The sequence below is a fragment of the Nocardioides campestrisoli genome (assembly GCF_013624435.2).
In the GTDB taxonomy this organism is placed as follows: Bacteria; Actinomycetota; Actinomycetes; order Propionibacteriales; family Nocardioidaceae; genus Nocardioides; species Nocardioides campestrisoli.
On sequence record NZ_CP061768.1, the window covers coordinates 598,291 to 615,330 of the forward strand.

General features: G+C 72.3%; 15 protein-coding genes. 10 read left to right on the forward strand and 5 right to left on the reverse strand.

The features are described 5' to 3' along the window. Window position 1 precedes the first annotated feature (1 nt). Together H8838_RS02915 and H8838_RS02920 are read right to left on the reverse strand one after the other, a co-directional pair. Window positions 2-1,213 (reverse strand): MFS transporter, encoded by a 1,212-nt coding sequence (locus tag H8838_RS02915; protein ID WP_185995218.1) that lies wholly within the window; start codon window positions 1,211-1,213, stop codon window positions 2-4. Window position 1,214: 1 nt separating this feature from the next. Next, the gene (locus H8838_RS02920) at window positions 1,215-1,913 is read right to left on the reverse strand and encodes a GntR family transcriptional regulator (protein ID WP_181309558.1); all 699 of its coding nucleotides are present in this window, start codon (window positions 1,911-1,913) and stop codon (window positions 1,215-1,217) included. A gap of 222 nt (window positions 1,914-2,135) precedes the next feature. On the opposite strand from H8838_RS02920, the gene H8838_RS02925 reads away from it, so the two are divergent. The 7 genes from H8838_RS02925 to H8838_RS02955 all read left to right on the forward strand — a co-directional run bounded on the left by H8838_RS02925 (window position 2,136) and on the right by H8838_RS02955 (window position 12,512). Continuing rightward, window positions 2,136-3,509 (forward strand): MmgE/PrpD family protein, encoded by a 1,374-nt coding sequence (locus H8838_RS02925; RefSeq protein WP_185995217.1) that lies wholly within the window; start codon window positions 2,136-2,138, stop codon window positions 3,507-3,509. A gap of 97 nt (window positions 3,510-3,606) precedes the next feature. Next, window positions 3,607-4,755 carry an acyl-CoA dehydrogenase family protein gene (locus tag H8838_RS02930; protein WP_181309556.1) on the forward strand — a complete coding sequence of 383 codons (1,149 nt, stop codon included), beginning with the start codon at window positions 3,607-3,609 and terminating at the stop codon, window positions 4,753-4,755. Next, complete coding sequence (locus H8838_RS02935) at window positions 4,752-6,167, forward strand: MmgE/PrpD family protein (protein WP_185995216.1); 1,416 nt, start codon at window positions 4,752-4,754, stop codon at window positions 6,165-6,167. Before H8838_RS02930 ends, H8838_RS02935 begins: the two co-directional genes overlap by 4 nt. Continuing rightward, complete coding sequence (locus tag H8838_RS02940) at window positions 6,164-8,359, forward strand: acetate--CoA ligase family protein (protein ID WP_185995215.1); 2,196 nt, start codon at window positions 6,164-6,166, stop codon at window positions 8,357-8,359. Before H8838_RS02935 ends, H8838_RS02940 begins: the two co-directional genes overlap by 4 nt. Window positions 8,360-8,364: 5 nt before the next feature. Further along, window positions 8,365-9,489: an ABC transporter ATP-binding protein gene (locus tag H8838_RS02945; protein WP_181310156.1), complete on the forward strand. Its 1,125-nt coding sequence runs from the start codon at window positions 8,365-8,367 to the stop codon at window positions 9,487-9,489. A gap of 1 nt (window position 9,490) precedes the next feature. After that, window positions 9,491-11,254 carry an ABC transporter permease gene (locus H8838_RS02950; protein WP_185995214.1) on the forward strand — a complete coding sequence of 588 codons (1,764 nt, stop codon included), beginning with the start codon at window positions 9,491-9,493 and terminating at the stop codon, window positions 11,252-11,254. Between the two features lie 115 nt (window positions 11,255-11,369). Then, a complete protein-coding gene (locus H8838_RS02955) occupies window positions 11,370-12,512 on the forward strand; it encodes an extracellular solute-binding protein (RefSeq protein WP_185995213.1) in 1,143 nt (380 codons plus the stop codon). 90 nt (window positions 12,513-12,602) lie between these two features. Here the strand turns inward: H8838_RS02955 and H8838_RS02960 are convergent, their stop codons facing one another. Next, complete coding sequence (locus H8838_RS02960; RefSeq protein ID WP_181309551.1) at window positions 12,603-13,829, reverse strand: CoA transferase; 1,227 nt, start codon at window positions 13,827-13,829, stop codon at window positions 12,603-12,605. Window positions 13,830-13,951: 122 nt separating this feature from the next. On the opposite strand from H8838_RS02960, the gene H8838_RS02965 reads away from it, so the two are divergent. The 3 genes from H8838_RS02965 to H8838_RS02975 all read left to right on the forward strand — a co-directional run bounded on the left by H8838_RS02965 (window position 13,952) and on the right by H8838_RS02975 (window position 16,224). Beyond that, entirely contained in the window at window positions 13,952-14,386 is a 435-nt protein-coding gene (locus H8838_RS02965; protein WP_181309550.1) for a universal stress protein, read from the forward strand. Window positions 14,387-14,416: 30 nt separating this feature from the next. Next, window positions 14,417-15,247: a BKACE family enzyme gene (locus H8838_RS02970; RefSeq protein ID WP_185995212.1), complete on the forward strand. Its 831-nt coding sequence runs from the start codon at window positions 14,417-14,419 to the stop codon at window positions 15,245-15,247. 65 nt (window positions 15,248-15,312) lie between these two features. Further along, entirely contained in the window at window positions 15,313-16,224 is a 912-nt protein-coding gene (locus H8838_RS02975; protein ID WP_185995211.1) for a glycosyltransferase family 87 protein, read from the forward strand. Here H8838_RS02975 and H8838_RS02980 read toward each other — a convergent pair. Continuing rightward, complete coding sequence (locus H8838_RS02980; protein WP_185995210.1) at window positions 16,218-16,580, reverse strand: DsrE family protein; 363 nt, start codon at window positions 16,578-16,580, stop codon at window positions 16,218-16,220. The genes H8838_RS02975 and H8838_RS02980 overlap by 7 nt on opposite strands. 55 nt (window positions 16,581-16,635) lie before the next feature. Next, complete coding sequence (locus H8838_RS02985; protein ID WP_185995209.1) at window positions 16,636-17,040, reverse strand: hypothetical protein; 405 nt, start codon at window positions 17,038-17,040, stop codon at window positions 16,636-16,638.

A 17,040-nucleotide genomic window follows, 5' to 3' on the forward strand; every position in this document is an offset into this window, starting at 1 on the left:
CTCAACCCTGCGGAGCGGCCCCCGAGCCGGGCAGGCCCCGGGTGGCAGAGAAGGTGATGGCGGCGGAGGAGAGCAGCAGCAGCCCGCTGGCGTGGAAGATGCCCCCGACCCCCACCAGCCCGGACAGCGCGCCGGCCACCAGGGGAACGGCGACCTGCCCGGCGCGGTTGCCGGCCAGCCGGACCGAGAGGGCCGCCGCGCGGTTGCGGGAGTCGGCCACCAGGGTCACCCAGGACATGGTCAGTGGCTGGCCGATGCCCCAGAAGAAGCCCATGAGGACCATGGCAACGGCCAGCGGCACGACCGCCGAGGTCAGCGGGAGCAGGGCCATCGGGATGCCGGAGGCCAGCGTCGCCGAGACCAGCAGCCAGCGTCGCGGGATCCGGCGCAGCAGGAGGGGCAGGCAGGCGCGGGAGGCCACCGAGGCGACCGTCCGCGCGGTCAGCAGCGCGGTGACCGTGCCGACGCTCAGGCCGAGGTGCTCGCCCAGCACGGGGAGGTAGGCCATCAGCAGGTCCATCCCGGTCAGCACGGTGAGGCTGGAGTAGATGGCGGGCTTCATGCCGGGGGTGCCGAGGATCCCCAGGGTGGACTGCTGTCCGTCGGCGGCGTCGGTGCGGCTGACCACCCGGGTGTCCCCGGGCGTGAACACGAAGGCGAGCGGGACCGCGAGCAGGGCGAGGGCGCCGAGCACCAGGAGCGCCGGACCGGTGGCCACGGAGTCGGTCGAGGTGCTGGTCAGCGTGGCGACCCCGCCCGCGATCGGGAAGCCGAGCATCTGGCCGACCGAGACCCCCAGCGTGAGCTGGCCAAACCGCCCGTCCATCCGGCCGGGCGGCGACCAGAGGGCGATCACGCTCTGGCAGGCGACGGTGTGCAGCATCTGGGCGAGGCCGAGCAGGGCGCTGGCCAGGCCGAGCACCAGCAGGTTGCCGCTCGTCGCCGCGATCAGCACCGCGACCACGGTCAGACCCAGGCCCAGGCGCAGGGCGAGGACCCCCAGGCCGCGGTCGACGGCCCTGCCGATGCGCAGCGCGACCATCAGCGGGAGCACGGCGAAGGCGGCGGTGATCAGCCCGACGGAGAACCCGTCGCCGCCCAGGTCGAGCGCCCGGTAGGAGATCAGGGTCCGGACGCCGCTGAGCACGGCGTGCGAGAGGACCGAGGCGAGGACGACGGCCAGGAACCAGGAGGGCCGTCTCAGGAACGGCAAGTCAGGAGTCGGCGTCGGGGGCCACCGGGTCGCCGCCCTTCGCTCGCAGGTCGTCGTTGGTCTGGCGCAGCTCCCAGGCGTGCAGCACGTGGGCCCGCATCGCCAGCCGCGCGGCGGGGCCGTCCCGACGTTCGAGCGCCTCGATGATCCCGTCGTGGTCGTGGTCGAGTGCCGCGCTGAACGACGTCACCCCCCAGAGGGTGACGGAGGGCTTGAACCGCTCCCACAGGTGTCGCACGGAGTCCTCGACCACGGAGGAGGTGCTGGCGTAGATGGAGAAGTGGAACTCGCGGTTGAGCAGGGAGAGCCGGGCGGGGTCCTCGCCGGCCTCGGTGGCGCGGACCAGCGTCTCGTTGGCCTCGAGCACCCGGGCGAAGTCCTCGTCGGTCATCCGTTCGGTGGCGATCTCGCAGGCCAGGCCCTCCAGCTCGGCCCGCATCCGGTAGAGGTCGTGGGCCATCACCGGGGTGAAGTCCCGCACCGTGGCGCCGCGGTGGCTGGTGTAGTCGATCGTGCCGTCGGCGGCCAGGATCCGGAGCGCCTCGCGGACCGGGGTCGGGCTGACGCCGTAGCGCTTGGCCAGTGCCGTCTGGCGGATCTGCTCCCCCGGGCTGATCACCCCCTCCTCGAGGTCGGCCTTGAGCCGCGAGAGGACGTACGCGGTACGGCTCACTGGCAGTGCTGCGTCCGAGTGGCTCACGGGCGTGCCCTTCGCTCTGAGGGGTGGGATCCAGGCCGGGAGGGCGGCCCTCCGTCCAGGGTGGCCGTGACCCTAGCAGGAATCAACTTTCAATGGGTTACAGAAAAGATTCTATAGAATCTCTTGACGAGCCGCAGGGGCTGATGATCTGGTGTGCCCCAGGTCACGTGGCACAGGTCCACGTGACGGACCGCACCCACGAGCCTCGTCAGGAGAACGACCGTGACCGCCCCGCAGCCGCCCGCGGCCCCCCACCGCCGCTGGGCATCCTTGGCCGAAGGTGATCGCGAGCAGCTCAGGCAGCTGTTCGTCGACGCATTGGCCCTCGCGTCGGCCGGCACGGCCTCCACGGACGCGGCGCGCGTCCTCGGGGGGCTCGCCGCGCTTGGGACGGGGGAGGTCCCGGTTCCGTGGACCGGGCTGCGGCTCGGCGCTCCGCAGGCCGTCGCCGCCCTCTCCACCCTGATCCACGCCTGGGACTTCGACGACACCCACGACGAGGCGGTCGTGCACACCGCCAGCGTCGTGGTGCCGACCGCGCTGGCCGCGGCCGCGATCGGCCGGGTGGGCGGGACCGGAGTCGCGGACGGCATCGTCACGGGCGTCCAGGTCCTCTCCCGTCTGGCCCGGCTGACCGGTCCCCGCCCCGGGGTGATCCGCACCGCCGGGCTGGGCGCGCCGGCCGCCGCGGCCACCGCCGCCGCCGTGTGGGGGCTGACCGACGCCCAGGTGGAGCACGCGATGGCGCTCTCGCTGACCTCCGCCCTCGCGCCGGGCACCCGCCAGGCCGTGGTCGACGGGTCGGTGGCCAAGCGCATCCAGCCCGGCCTGGCCGCGCAGGTCGGCCTCAGCGCCGCCGCGCTCGCCGCCCAGGGGGTCGAGGGACCGAGTGGCTGGCTCTGCGGGGAGTTCGGCCTCGCCCCCGGCTCCTCCGCCCGGTGCGAGGACCTCTTCCTCGGCGACTTCGAGGGGCGTTTCCTCGCCCTCAAGCCTTTCCCCGCGTGCCGCTACACCCACGCGGCCCTGGCCGCGGCGGAGCAGGTCCAGGCCGCCGACCCGGACTGGGCGGGGGTGCAGCAGGTCACCGCGCACCTGCCCCAGGGGCCGGCGTACGCGCTGGTGGCCCGTCCCTACGCTGACCGGGGCGCCCCCCTGGTCGACGCACAGTTCTCCCTGCCCTGGCAGCTCGCGGCGCTGTGGGTGACCGGGCGCTACGACCTCACCACGCTGCACGGAGGGGACCTGGGTCGCGACGACATCGCCCGGGCGACCGACCGGATCACCGTCGTCCAGGACCTGCCCCCGAGCGCGGTGATGTCCGGGGCTCGCGTCGACCTGCTCCGCACCGACGGCACGACCGCCTCCGCGCAGGCCGCGATGCCGGGCGGGCCGGGCCAGCGGGTCACCCGCCGGGACCTGGGTCGCAAGGTCGCCTCGTGCCTGCAGGTCGGCGAGGTCGAGGACCCGGCTGCCGCCGCGGCGGCTCTCTGGTCCTTCGCCGACGAGCTCCCCGACCTGGACGCGGACGCCCTCCAGGCAGCGCTCGCCCGGTGCACCTCCCAATCCCTCGCGGCGCCGGCACCGGCGTCCCCCTGAACCACTCCAGCCAGACAGCCGCACCACTCCGGCCAGACAGCCGCACCACTCCAGCCAGACAGCCACACCAAGCAACGAGACGAACAGGAACCCTCAGATGGACTTCAGCCTGACCGCCGAACAGACCGCCCTCGTGGAGTCGGTGACCAAGCTCGCCGAGCGCGAGTTCGGCGAGCGCGCCTTCACTCACACCGAGTTCGCCTGGGACAGCCTCAAGGTGCTGGCCGACAACGGTCTGACCGGGCTGACGCTGCCCACCGAGATCGGCGGCCAGGGCGCCTCGCTGCTGGACGCCGTCCTGGTGATGATGGCGATCACCAAGGTGTGCCCGCACAGCGCCGACGCCCTCCAGGCCTCCAACTTCGGCGCCATCCGCCAGGTTGCCAACTTCGGGTCCGACTTCGTCAAGGCGGAGGTGTTGCCGAAGTTCCTCGCCGGTGAGGCACTCGTCACCGCCGGCATGAGCGAGCCCGAGGCCGGCAGCGCGCTCACCGACCTGCGCACCTCCGCCCGGATCGAGGGCGACCACGTCATCCTCAACGGCCAGAAGATCTGGAACTCCCACGGTCCCGACGCCACCCACTCGGTCGTCTGGTGCCGGTTCGGCCCCAAGGCCAGCGACATCGGCGCGGTGCTGGTCCCGTTCGACTCCCCGGGCTTCACCCGCGGCAAGCGCGAGCTGCACATGTCCGGCGAGTCCCACTGCCAGCTCTTCTTCGACGAGTGCAAGGTGCCGGTCGAGTACGTGCTGGCCGACTCGGGTGCGCTGAAGAAGATGCTCTCGGTCTTCGGCGTCGAGCGGATGGGCAACGCCTCGCGCGCCCTCGCGCTGGCGGAGAAGGCGTACGACATGGCGGTCGAGCACGCCTCGACCCGCACCCAGTTCGGGAAGAACCTGTGCGAGTTCCAGGGCCTGCAGTGGAAGTTCGCCGACATGAAGGTCGAGCTGGACGCCGCCAAGATGCTGCTCCTGCGTGCGGTCGCCAACGCCGACGCGGGCACCCCGGACTCGACCGAGGCCGCGATCGCCAAGCTGCACGCCAACCGGACCGCCTTCTCGGTGGCCAACGAGTCGATGCAGGTCTTCGGCGCCAGCGGCTACTCCCAGGAGTTCCCCCTGGAGTACATCGTGCGTCGCACCCGCGGCTGGATGATCGCCGGCGGCTCGGTGGAGATCCTGAAGAACACCATCGCCTCGAACATCTTCGGCCGTCGTTTCGACCAGCGGGCGGGGGCCGCCCGATGAGCGCTCCCGGGGCCCGGGCCGACACCCCGGCCACCAGCACCGCGCGCGCGCTCGACGGCGCCACCGACGCCCTGGTGTCGTGGGTCGTCGAGTCGACCACCGCCCCGCTGCCCGCGGCCGTCGAGCACCACGTGCGCCGGCTCCTGGTCGACTACATGGCGGCGGTGGTGCCGGGCTCGACCACCGACGTCGCGCGTGCGGTGGCCAGCCACGTCAAGGTCACCTACGGGGGCGACCAGGCCACCGCGGTCGGCCTGGGCCGCGTCTCGGCGCCCGGCGCCGCCTTCCTCAACGGAACCAGCTGCCACAGCCTGGAGATCGACGACGGGTACACCCCCGGCTCGGTCCACCCGAGCAGCGTGGCCTTCCCGGCGGTGCTCGCGGCCGCGGAGGCGCTCGGCTCCGACACGGTCACCACCATGCGCGGACTGGCCGTGGCCCTGGAGGCGACCTCGCGGCTCGCCGCGGCCGGTCACCCGGCGACCTGGCGCAACCACTTCCACAACACCCCGCTGGCCGGCGTGATCGGTGCCACCTGCGGCGTCTCGGTGCTGCGGGGGCTGAACGCCGACCAGGTGCACGACGCCCTGGGCGTCGCCGCGTCGCACGCCGGCGGGCTCTTCGCCTTCCTCGGCAAGTCCGCGGAGGTCAAGCGGGTGCACCCGGGCAAGGCCGCCCGGGACGCCATCGTCAGCGTCGAGCTGGCCGCGGCCGGTGTCACCGGACCGCGGTCGATCCTCGAGACCCAGCACGGCTACGTCGAGGCGTTCGCCGCCGAGGGCTTCGACGTCGAGGTCCTGCTCGGCGGGCTGGGCCGCACGTGGGTCGCCCTGGACTCCTACGTGAAGCCCTACCCCTCGTGCCGCCACCTGCACGGTCCGATCGACGCGGTGCTGGCCCTGCGCGCCGAGCACGGTGTCGGTCTCGACGACGTCGCCGAGGTGACCGTGCGCACCTACACGGTGGCCTCGCACCACGCCGCCACCGACGTCGACTCGCTGCTCGACGCCCAGATGAGCATCCCGTTCGCCGTCGCCACGACGCTGGCCCACGACGAGGTCGGGCTCACCGAGTTCGGCCAGGAGGCGCGCGACAACGGCGCGATCCGCGACCTGCTCGGCCGGGTCAGCGTGGTGGTCGACGAGCAGTCCGACGCCGAGTACCCGCGCCTGCGGCCCGCCACCGTCGAGCTCACGCTCAAGGACGGCCGGACCCTGAGCAACCGGGTGGGTCTGCCCTACGGGGAGCCCGGCAACCCGGTCTCGGACGAGGAGATGACCGCCAAGTTCATCCGGCTCGCCGGCCCGGTGATCGGCGAGGCCGCGGCCACCGAGCTCGTGGCCGATCTGTGGGCCTTCGAGTCCCTCGACGTGATCGCCCGTACCGACGCCGCCCGGAGGAACGCCCGATGACCCAGCTGACCGACACGCCCGTCCAGAGCCCTGTCCAGGGGGCTGTCCGGGACGCCGCCCGGAGCACAGGCGGGACGCCCGACGCGGAGTCCCGGGCCCGGCTGGGTCAGGCACTGCTCAACCCTCGTTCCGTGGCGATCATCGGTGCCTCCGACGACGCCCGCAAGACCACCGCGCGACCGCTGCGGTTCCTGCGCCAGCAGGGCTTCACCGGCACCGTCTACCCGGTCAACCCGCGCCGGGAGACGGTGCTGGGGGAGCGCGCCTGGCCCGACATCGCCTCGCTGCCCGAGGTGCCGGACCACGTCTTCGTCGTGGCCAACACCCCGCTGGTCGTCGACGCGGTCCACGAGTGCGGCCGCGCCGGCGTCCCGTTGGTGACCGTGCTCTCCGGCGGCTTCGGGGAGACCGGCGAGGGCGCCGAGCGGCTCGCCGAGCTGCTCGCGGTGGCCGCCGAGCACGGGGTCCGGATCGTCGGCCCCAACAGCATCGGCGTGGTCAACCCCCGCAACGGCCTGATGCTCACCGCCAACGCCGCCTTCGCCGAGGAGGGCATCCCGGTCGGGTCGTCCTTCGTGGCCTCGCAGTCGGGCAGCGTCATCGGCGCCCTGATGACCCGGGCCAAGGCTCGCGGCCTCGGCTTCTCGGGCTTCGTCTCCACCGGGTCGGAGGTCGACCTGACCCTCGGCGAGATCTGCCAGTCCACGCTGGACGACCCCGAGGTGGGCTCCTACACCCTGTTCATGGAGTCCCTGGAGAACGCCGAGGAGCTCGGCCAGTTCGCGGTGGAGGCGGCCGCCCGGCGCAAGCCGGTGACCGTCTACAAGCTCGGCCGAAGCGACGCGGCCGCCGCCCTCACCGTCTCCCACACCGGCGCGCTGTCCGGCGAGGACGACGAGGCGGACGCGTTCTTCCGTGCCTGCGGCTTCGCCCGGGTCGACAACTTCGAGGCCCTGATCGAGGCCGAGGCGCTGCAGCGCCGCGTCGGTCCGCCGGTGGCCGCCGGCGGTGACCGGGTCGCGGTCATCACCTCCACCGGGGGTGGCGCGGCGATCCTGGTCGACCAGCTGGAGACCCTCGGGGTCTCGGTCGCGCGGCCCAGCCGGGCGGTCTTCGACCAGCTCGAGTCGCTCGGCCTGGACATCGAGGAGAACCTGATCATCGACCTCACCCTGGCCGGCACCAAGCACGAGCTGGTCAAGGGTGCGCTCGAGGTGCTGCGCGGCAGCGGTGAGTTCGACCTGGTGCTCTTCGTGATCGGCTCCTCGGCCCGGCTCAACCCCGAGCTCGCGGTCAGCGCCATCGCCGAGTCCGCCTCCGGCCCGGTGCCGGTGGCAGCCTGGGCGCTGCCCGACGCCCTCGCGTCGGTCGAGCTCCTGCACCAGGCAGGGGTGCCTGCCTTCCGCACCGCGGAGGCCTGCGCCCAGGCAGTGGCCGCGACCGTGGGTCGTCGTCCGCTCGACCCGGAGGTCTTCGCCGGCCGGACCGGCCTCACCGTGCCGGAGCAGACCCACACGCTGGACGAGCGCGGCTCGGCCGACGTACTGGCAGCCCAAGGCGTCCGGTTCCCGGTGGCCACGACCTGCGGCACCGACGCGGTGCCCGAGGAGGAGCCGCGGTTCCCCGCCGTGGTCAAGGCGCTCTCCGAGCAGCTGCCGCACAAGTCGGAGGCCGGCGCGGTGATCCTCGGCGTGACGGACACCGAGGGCCTCGGAAAGGCGGTCGACGCCATCGTGTCGAACGTCGCCGACTACGACGGCTCCGTCGAGCTGGACCGCTTCCTGGTCCAGGAGATGGTCCAGGACACCGTCCTGGAGGCACTGGTCGGCTACCGGGTCAGCCCCACCGTCGGACCGCTGGTCCTGCTGGCCGCCGGTGGTGTCCACACCGAGCTCTACCAGGACTCCTCGCTGCGACTGGCCCCGGTCACCGTCGACCAGGCCCGTGAGATGGTCGCCGAGGTCAAGGCGATGCAGATCGCCCGAGGCTTCCGCGGCGGTCCAGAGGGAGACCTCGAGGCGCTGGTCGAGACGGTCGTGGCCGTCTCGCAGCTCGCGGTGACGCGTGCCGACGTGGTCGAGGCCGAGATCAACCCGGTCGCGGTCCAGCGTGTCGGTGAGGGCGTCGTCGCCCTCGATGCGCTGGTCCGTCTGGCCACCCCTTCCCCGACCCGACCCACCAGGAGCCAGTGATCACCATGGACGTGCGCATCGACGACCTGTCGCTGACCTTCGGCGACTTCACCGCCGTCAAGCACCTGAGCCTCGACATCGAGAACGGCGAGTCGCTCGTGCTCCTCGGTCAGTCCGGGTGCGGCAAGACCAGCACCATGCGGTGCGTCGCCGGGCTGGAGGACCCCAGCGGTGGGTCGATCAGCATCGGCGGCACCACCGTCTTCGACGCCGGGAAGCGGATCAACCTCAACCCCAACAAGCGCAACGTGGGCCTGGTCTTCCAGTCCTACGCGGTGTGGCCGCACATGACGGTGCTGGAGAACGTCTCCTTCCCGCTGAAGATGAAGAAGCGCTCCAAGAAGGACACCAAGGTCAAGGCCATGGAGACCCTGGAGCGCGTGGGTCTCGCCCACCTGGCCGACCGCGGGGCGAGCATGCTCTCCGGTGGGCAGATGCAGCGGGTCGCGCTGGCCCGCAGCCTGGCCATGGAACCGAACGTGATGCTGCTCGACGAGCCGCTCTCCAACCTGGACGCACGGCTGCGCGAGGACCTCCGGGTCGAGCTGCGCCGCCTCCAGCTCGAGCTCGGCCTGACCTGCATCTACGTCACCCACGACCAGGGCGAGGCGCTGGCGCTGGCGGACCGGATCGCGATCATGCAGCGCGGCCGGATCTCCCAGCTGGCCGACCCCTACGCGACGTACCGGGCTCCGGCCTCCGCGTCGATCGCGGAGTTCCTCGGCGTGGCGAACATCTTCGCGGCCCGGCCCCCCGCCGGGAACGCCGCGCAGCTGCGGCTGCGCGAGCACGAGCTCGAGGTCGCCTTCGACACCGAGCTGCCGCAGGACACCAGCGACCTGAGCGTCTGCATCCGCCCCGAGCACGTGCGGATCGACTCGCTCGGCACCGGCACCGGTGCTCGCACCGGTGCCAACGTGTGGCCGGGCAAGGTCGAGGTGAGCGTCTTCCAGGGCGCCTACGCGCGCTGCTCGGTGCGCCTCGACTCGGGGCCGCTGATCGAGGTGCAGAGCCACGAGGAGTCGGCGGGGATGCTCCGCAAGGACGAGCGGGTCCTGGTCGAGGTCGACCCCAAGCACGTCCGGGTCCTTCCCGGCGAGGTGTACCCGGACTCGGGGGAGGAGTCCTGAGATGGCGACCCTGACCCCCTCCGCCCCTCCGCCCCAGTCGCAGGTCCCGCTCGCCGACACCCCCAAGCCGCCGCGCCGCTCCGCGGTCCCGTGGCGCAAGCGGTGGCTCACCTCGGGCGTCCTGCTCGTGGTGCTCGCGGTGCTGATCCTGTTGCCCGCGGCGCTGGTGCTGCTGGCCGCCTTCAGCGCGGGGGTGCCCCGGCCGGGCAACATCAACTTCGACCTGACCCTGGACAACTTCCGGATCTTCAGCGCGCCCCAGGTCCAGGACGCCTTCGTCAACTCCCTGGTGGTCGCGGTCTGCTCGACCGCCCTGGCGTGCTTCATCGGCGCCTCGCTGGCCTTCCTCGCCGCCCGCTCGGACATCCCGGTGCCGAAGTTCGTCTACCTGATCGGGCTGATGCCGCTCTTCCTGCCCTCCTACGTCGGGGCGCTGGCGTGGTCGATCCTGGGCAGCCCCAACGCCGGGCTGCTCAACATCGCCCAGCGGGACCTCGGCACCTCGGTGCCGCTGGACATCTACTCGATGCCGGGGATGATCTTCGTCTTCGCGATGTACTACTCGCCGTACACCTTCCTGCTCGTGCACGGCGCCATGTCGCTGATGAGCCCGGACCTGGAAGAGGCAGCGCGGGTGCACGGTGCGTCCTCGCGCGGCATGCTGCGCCTGGTCTCGTTCCCGCTCGCCCTGCCGGCGCTGATCGGCTCGGCGATCCTCACCTTCACCCTGATCTTCGAGAACTTCCCGGTCGCCCAGGTGCTGGGTACGCCGGGCGGCGTCGACACGCTGCCGACGTTCATCTTCCGGCTGCTCAACGCCACCCCCTCGCGCGGCAACGAGAGCGCCGCCATCGCGGTGGTGCTGGTAGCCATCGTGGTGCTGGTGACCTGGCTGCAGAACCGGGCGCTGCGCAAGCGCTCCTTCACCACCGTCACCGGCAAGGGGGTGCGACAGAAGAAGGTCACCCTGGGCCGCGCCCGGATCCCGGTGCTGCTGCTGACCCTGGTCTTCTTCTGTCTCTCGATCGTGCTGCCGATCGCCGCGCTGGTGGTGACCGCCGGCCAGACGTCGCCGTACATGACCTCGCTGAGCCAGCTGACCGCCCCGGGCGGGCTGGACTTCAGCTCCTTCAACGACGTGCTCGGCTCGTCGGGGTTCCGGGAGGCCGCGTTCAACAGCGCGGTGGTCAGCGTCTTCGCCGCGGTCGCCGGCACCCTGCTCGCCTTCCTGTGCGGCTACGTCGTCTACCGGTCCAAGGCTTCGGGCCGAGGCCTGGTCGAGACGGTCTCGATGGTGCCGTTGGCGATCCCCGCGGTAGTGCTCGGCATGGGTCTGCTCTGGACCTGGCTGGTGATGCCGATCCCGCTCTACGGCACGCTCGCAGTGCTGGTGGTGGCGTTCCTGGCGGTGCAGTCGCCACAGGGTTTCCGCGGGGTCGCCTCCTCGATCCTGGCCACGGATCGCGACCTGGAGGACAGCGCGGTGATGCTCGGCGCCAACCGGGCCACGGCGATCACCCGGGTCACCGTGCCGCTGATGAAGGTGGGACTGCTCTCGACCTTCCTGCTGCTGCTCATGCTCAGCATGCGCGAGCTCACGGTGCCGCTCTTCCTCTACACCAGCGACACCGAGATCCTCTCGATCGCCATCTACGACGCCTTCGAGAACGGCGGCGCGCTGCGCGAGGCCGCTGCGATGAGCGTCATCTACACGGCGTTCATGTTCGTCCTGTCCTACATCCCGCGGCGGCTCGCCCGTCAGTGACGCCGGCGGGTGGCCCCGGGTCCCGGACCCGGGGCCGCCATCCGGCTCGTTCCGCCCGCACTCGTTCCCCCGCACTCGTTCCCCCCACCCTTCCGTCACGCAAGGAGTTGTTCAGATGAGGCTCAACCGATGGGGCGCCGCGGTCACCGCGGCCCTGCTCACCACCTCGCTCGCCGCCTGCGGGAGCAGCGAGGGCTCGGAGGGCGACAAGAACGTCGCGCTCACCGAGAAGATGCTCGCCATGCCCGAGGTGGACGACTCCGACGGCCTGGTCATCCGCAGCGAGCAGGTCGCCGACCAGGCGCTCCTGGAGGCGGCCCGCGAGGAGTCGCTGAACTGGTACACCGCCTCGGGCGCGGAGAGCGCGGAGCTCACCGCCGCGCGGTTCGAGGCCGAGACGGGCGTCGACGTCAAGATGACCCGGCTGCCTGCGGGCAAGCTCAACGAGCGCGTGCTGAGCGAGGCCGGCGCGGGTCGTCTCTCGGCGGGGGTGATCACGATCACCGACCCGGTGCTCGCGGAGGGGTTCGCGGACGAGGGCGTCTTCGTGCCCCACCAGACGCCCACCTACGACGACCTGGTGAAGGAGGGCAACGTCGTGTGGAACGACGGTGAGTACTACACCGCGTACTACTCCGCCTACGCGTTCGCCTACAACGACCAGGCCGTCGACGAGGCGGACGCACCGAAGAGCTGGAACGACCTGCTGGACCCCAGGTGGAAGGGCAAGCTCGGGATCGTCAACGCCGGCGCCGGCGGGACCGTCCAGGGGCTCGCCGACTTCCAGGAGCGCGCGCTGGGCAAGGACTACTGGGCCAAGCTGGCAGCGCAGGAGCCCCGCATCTTCGACACCACCTCGGTGCAGCTCGAGGCGCTGGCCCGCGGCGAGATCGAGGTCATCACCGCGGGCTTCAACAGCACGTACGGCGCGGAGGAGGCGGGTGCCCCGATCGAGCTGGTGATTCCCGAGGAGGGCATCTCCGGCACCTTCAACATGCAGGGCCTGACCACCGCCGGCAAGGACAGCCCGGCTGCCCAGCTCTTCATGAACTGGACGATGTCGAAGTCCGCCCAGGAGTTCGCGGCTGCCCAGGGCTTCGTCGGGTCGCGTACCGACTTCGACCAGGTCGAGAGCGGCCACTACCAGCTGCCCAAGGCCGACGACGAGTCGTTCGTCCTCTACACCCCCGAGGACGCCCGCGAGCGGGGCGCCGACATCGTGGCCCGCTGGAACGAGGCGTTCGACTTCAGCGGCTGACGACCGCGCCCCCCGGCACACAGGACGCGCCCCCGGCTCCGGCCGGGGGCGCGTTCGTCGTTCCTCGGGCAGGCGCCAGTCGCCCCCGGGTCAGCGGAGCCGGTCGCCGTCCACGGAGCTGCCGACCACGGAGCCGTCGTGGAGCCTGCCGATCTCGGCGCTCGAGAGCCCGAGGTCCTCGGCGAGCACCCGCTCGGTGTCCGCGCCGAGCACGGGAGCGGGCACGGGGGCGGCGAGCTCCTCGTCCCAGCGCAGGGGATTGCCGGTGGCCAGCATCTCGCCGATGCCTGGCTGGGTGATGGGCCGGGCCACGGAGCCGGCGTCGCGCCGAGCGATCTCGGCCGCCTCGTCCATCGTGCGGTAGGGCCCCCACAGCACGCGGGCGCGGTCGAGCACGGAGGTCAGCTCGTCCAGCGGGCGCGCGGCGAACCAGGGGCGCAGGATCGAGGCGATCGTCTCGCGCAGCTCGTAGCGGTTGGACTCCAGGCGCAGGTCGGTGTCGAGCGCGGTCTCCAGGGCGGAGAAGACCGGAGTCGTGCTGGTGACCTCGCAGAGCGCCCGCCACTGGCCCTCGGTGAGGGCGACGACCATCACCCGCTGGCCGTCCGCGGTGGCGAAGTCGGTGCCGAAGCTGCCGAAGACGTGGTTGCCGTGCGGAGCCCGGCTGCCGACCTGCTCGGCCTCGGCCAACCAGCCGACCGCCCCGACTGCTGACAGGGCGACGTCGGCGAGGGCGAGGTCGATCCGGGAGCCCTCGCCGGTCTGCTCGCGCCGGTTGACCGCGGCCAGCACGCCGAGCGCGGCGGCCGAGCCGGTGAGCAGGTCCCAGGCGGGGAGGACATGGTTGACCGGCTCGTGCGAGCTGACCGGGCCGGTCATGCTCGGCACGCCTACGGCGGCGTTGACCGTGTAGTCCACCGCGGGACGGCCGTCGGGGAAGCCGAGCACGTGCATCGAGATCGCGTCGGGGCGACGGGCGGTCAGGTCGGCGTGGGTGACCCGGTGCCGACCGACCAGGTTGTCGACCAGGATCCCCGCGCCGGGTCCCGGGCGGGTGCTCAGGGCGAGCAGCAGCTCGCGGCCCTCGGGCGTGCGGTAGTCGAGGAGGACCGAGCGCTTGCCCTTGTTCAGGTTGGCCCAGTAGAGGCTGGCGCCGGAGCCGGCCAGCGGCCAGCGCAGGTGGTCGCTGCCGCCGCCGGGCAGGTCGACCCGGGTGACCTCGGCGCCCAGCTGCGCCAGGTTCATCCCGCAGGACGGGCCGGCGACGAAGGTGGCGCACTCGACGACCTTGAGGTGGGCCAGGGGGGTGGTGGTCATGAGACGTGGGGCTCCCGTCGATCGAGGGGGCCTGCCGGACCGAACGGGGCGCGGAGGCCATACTCTATAGAAAATAGAGTACCTAGTTCGGTCTGTCGAACGGCGAAGGAGAGAGCGCGAGCATGGCGAAGAGGATCGTGGTCGGGGTCGACGGCAGCGAGACGGCGCACCGCGCCGCAGCGACGGCCGGGAAGGTGGCCCTCGCGTCGGGAGCCGAGCTGCACGTCGTCTGTGCCTTCACCGGGCTCGAGGTGGAGCGCATCCGGCAGGGCAGCGAGGAGCTCGTCCTCTCCCGCGAGGACGACGCGCGCCGTACGGCGACCGAAGCGGCCCGCCGGATCCAGCGGGCGTACCAGGAGCTGACCGTGCGCCCGCGAGCCGCGGAGGGGAAGCCGGGCGACGCGCTGGTGGCGGTCGCCGAGGAGCTGGACGCCGACTTGATCGTGGTCGGCAACAAGCGGGTCCAGGGGCTGGGCCGGGTGCTCGGCAGCATCGCCCGCGACGTGGCCGCACAGGCTCCGTGCGACGTCTACGTGGCGCACACCCACGCGCGCTGACCAGACCCGGGCGGGGTGCTTCAATGACCCATGCCCGCTCCGTTGCTGATCACCGTCGCGCCCACCGGCGCCGAGACCGACAAGGCCGACTGCCCGCAGCTGCCGACGACCCTGGACGAGCTGGTCGCCACCGCCCGGGACTGTGAGGCGGCCGGTGCGGCGATGATCCACGTGCACGTCCGCGACGGCGACCACCGGCCCACCCTGGACGGTGGCCTGCTCAAGGAGACCGTGGCGGCGCTGCGGGAGAGCACTGACCTGGTCGTCCAGCTCTCCACCGGCGGATCGGTGCACGACCCGCTGGAGCAGCGGCTCAAGGTGCTCGACGCCGAGCCCGACTCGTGCAGCCTGACCATGGGCACCACGAACTTCGGCGACGACGTGTTCATGAACCCCTGGCCGTTCGTGGTCGAGCTCTACCAGCTCGCCCAGGAGCGGGCGGTGGCGCCGGAGTTCGAGCTCTTCGACCTCGGGCAGGTGCACGCCCTGACCCGGTTGCTGGACCGCTACGGCCTGCCCGCGGGCGGCCGGGTGCACGTCGACCTGGTGATGGGGGTGCCCGGCGGCATGGACGGCACCGCGTCCGCCATGGTCGCCGCCGTGCGGGACCTGCCGGCCGAGGTCACCTCGTGGTCCGCGACCGGCATCGGCCGCACCACCCTGCCGGTGATGCTGGGGTCGCTCAGCATGGGCGGCCACCTGCGGGTGGGGATGGAGGACGTGCTGACGATCAGCCGCGGCGTCCCGGTGGAGTCCAACGCCCAGCTGGTACGCCGTGCCGTCGAGGCCGGCACGGTCGCCCAGCGTGAGCCGATGTCCCCGGCGCAGGCGCGCGAGCTGCTGGGGGTCACGCCCCGGTAGCCGGCTGGCGTACGGCTTCCGTGAAAGGCCCGCCCGGGGCGGTGGGTCCGCCCTAAGGTCCTACCGTGCCCATCCGTCCCCCCGCCTCGCCGGTCGCGCAGCGGCAGCTGCGCCGGCTGATGATGGTGGGGCTGGGCGTCCTCGCCCTGGTCAACGTGATGCACGCCGTGCGGATGGTCTACTTCTGGGGCGTGGGCTGGGACGGCCACGCCTACTACGTGGCCTGGGACGGAGGCCTGTACGAGGCGGCCCCGGGCTACCTGGACGCCTACCTCTACAGCCCCCTCTTCGCCCAGATCGTGTGGCCGCTCACCTGGCTGCCCTGGCCGGTCTTCTGCGCACTCCTCGTCGGCGGCGCGGCAGCCACCGTGGTGTGGCTGGTCCGGCCCCTGCCCCGGGGCCCGGCGCTGCTGCTGGGGTCGATCTGCTCGGTCCAGGTGCTGTCGGCCAACATCGACTGGCTGTACGCGCTCATTGTGGTGCTCGGCCTGGGCCGCGGGGCCCCCTGGGTGTTCCCGGCGATCACCAAGATCGTGTCCTGCCTGGGACCCGTGTGGCTCCTGGCCCGTGGCGAGTGGCGTGCGCTGGCCGTCTTCGTCGGCGCGCTGGCCGGGCCCTGCCTGGTCTCCTACGCGGCCGCACCGCACCTGTGGCACGAGTGGGTGCACTTCCTGCTGGCGCACCAGGGCTCCGAGCCCGGGATGTTCGACCTGGGACCGTGGCCGCTGCGCCTGGTGCTGGGCGTCCTGCTCACGGTGCTGGCGGCGCGCCGCTTCTGGCCGTGGCTCGTGCCGGTGGCCATGCTGCTGGTCACCCCGGTGACGGGCACCGGTTCGTGGGTGCTGCTGGCGGCGATCCCGCGCCTGTGGGCCCTCGGCCGCAGGGACCGGAATGGGGTCGGGGAGGCGCCGAACCTCTCCGTGCCTGCCGTGCCCTCGGCGCAGGCACAGGACCGCTCGGGCGGGACCGCTCAGTAGACGAGCGCCTGCGCCCCGTCGGCCAGGACCTCCTCGGCGAAGACCGCGGCGCCGGCGATCCGTGCCCCTGGCACGAGGTCGGCCTCCCCGATCTCCCGGCGCGCGGCGCACTGGGTGCAGACGGTCAGCGTGCCCATCGCCAGCACGGTGTCGCGCAGGGTGGCCAGGGGAGTGGCCAGCGGGAGGTCGAACGCCTCGGCCCGGCCCGGTACGCCGTACCAGGCGGCCTCGCCGGTCAGCCACAGCGAGACGGGGGCGCCCGCCGCGGCGGCGGCTGCGGCGACGGTGAACGCCTGGTTGAGCCGTTCGGCGTCCTCGGGACCGCAGGTGACCTTCACGACCAGGGCTCGCGTCATGCCCACACCTTAGGCGGACCCGTCTCCTGGCCGACCGTCATTCCTGGGCCGACCGTCATTCCTCGGGCAGGCGGGCGATCCCGTCGGCGATGCCCTCGCGACCGACCCGCATCACGTCCTGGAGCAGCCGGAGCCCGTCGGCCTCCTGGTGCGGGGCCCGCCAGAACGCGTCCCAGCTGGTGTACCCCTCCCGGACCCGTCGGTGCAGCGACCGGTAGGTGAGGGGGGCGTCGTCGGCGCCGGTCAGCACCTCGAGGACCGGCACCACCTCGGCCGGCGCCCCGTCGGTGCCCTCGGCCCGCTCCTCGGCGTCGATCCGGTCCACCAGCTCGCCGAGCTCGTCGAGCGCGCGGTCCAGCGAGGTGCCCGCCGAACGCCTGCTCAGGTCGGCCAGGAGGTCCCACGGGTCGGTCGCGTCGTTCCCGGCCGCCGCGGCCGCGAAGGGGTCGAAACCTGTCAC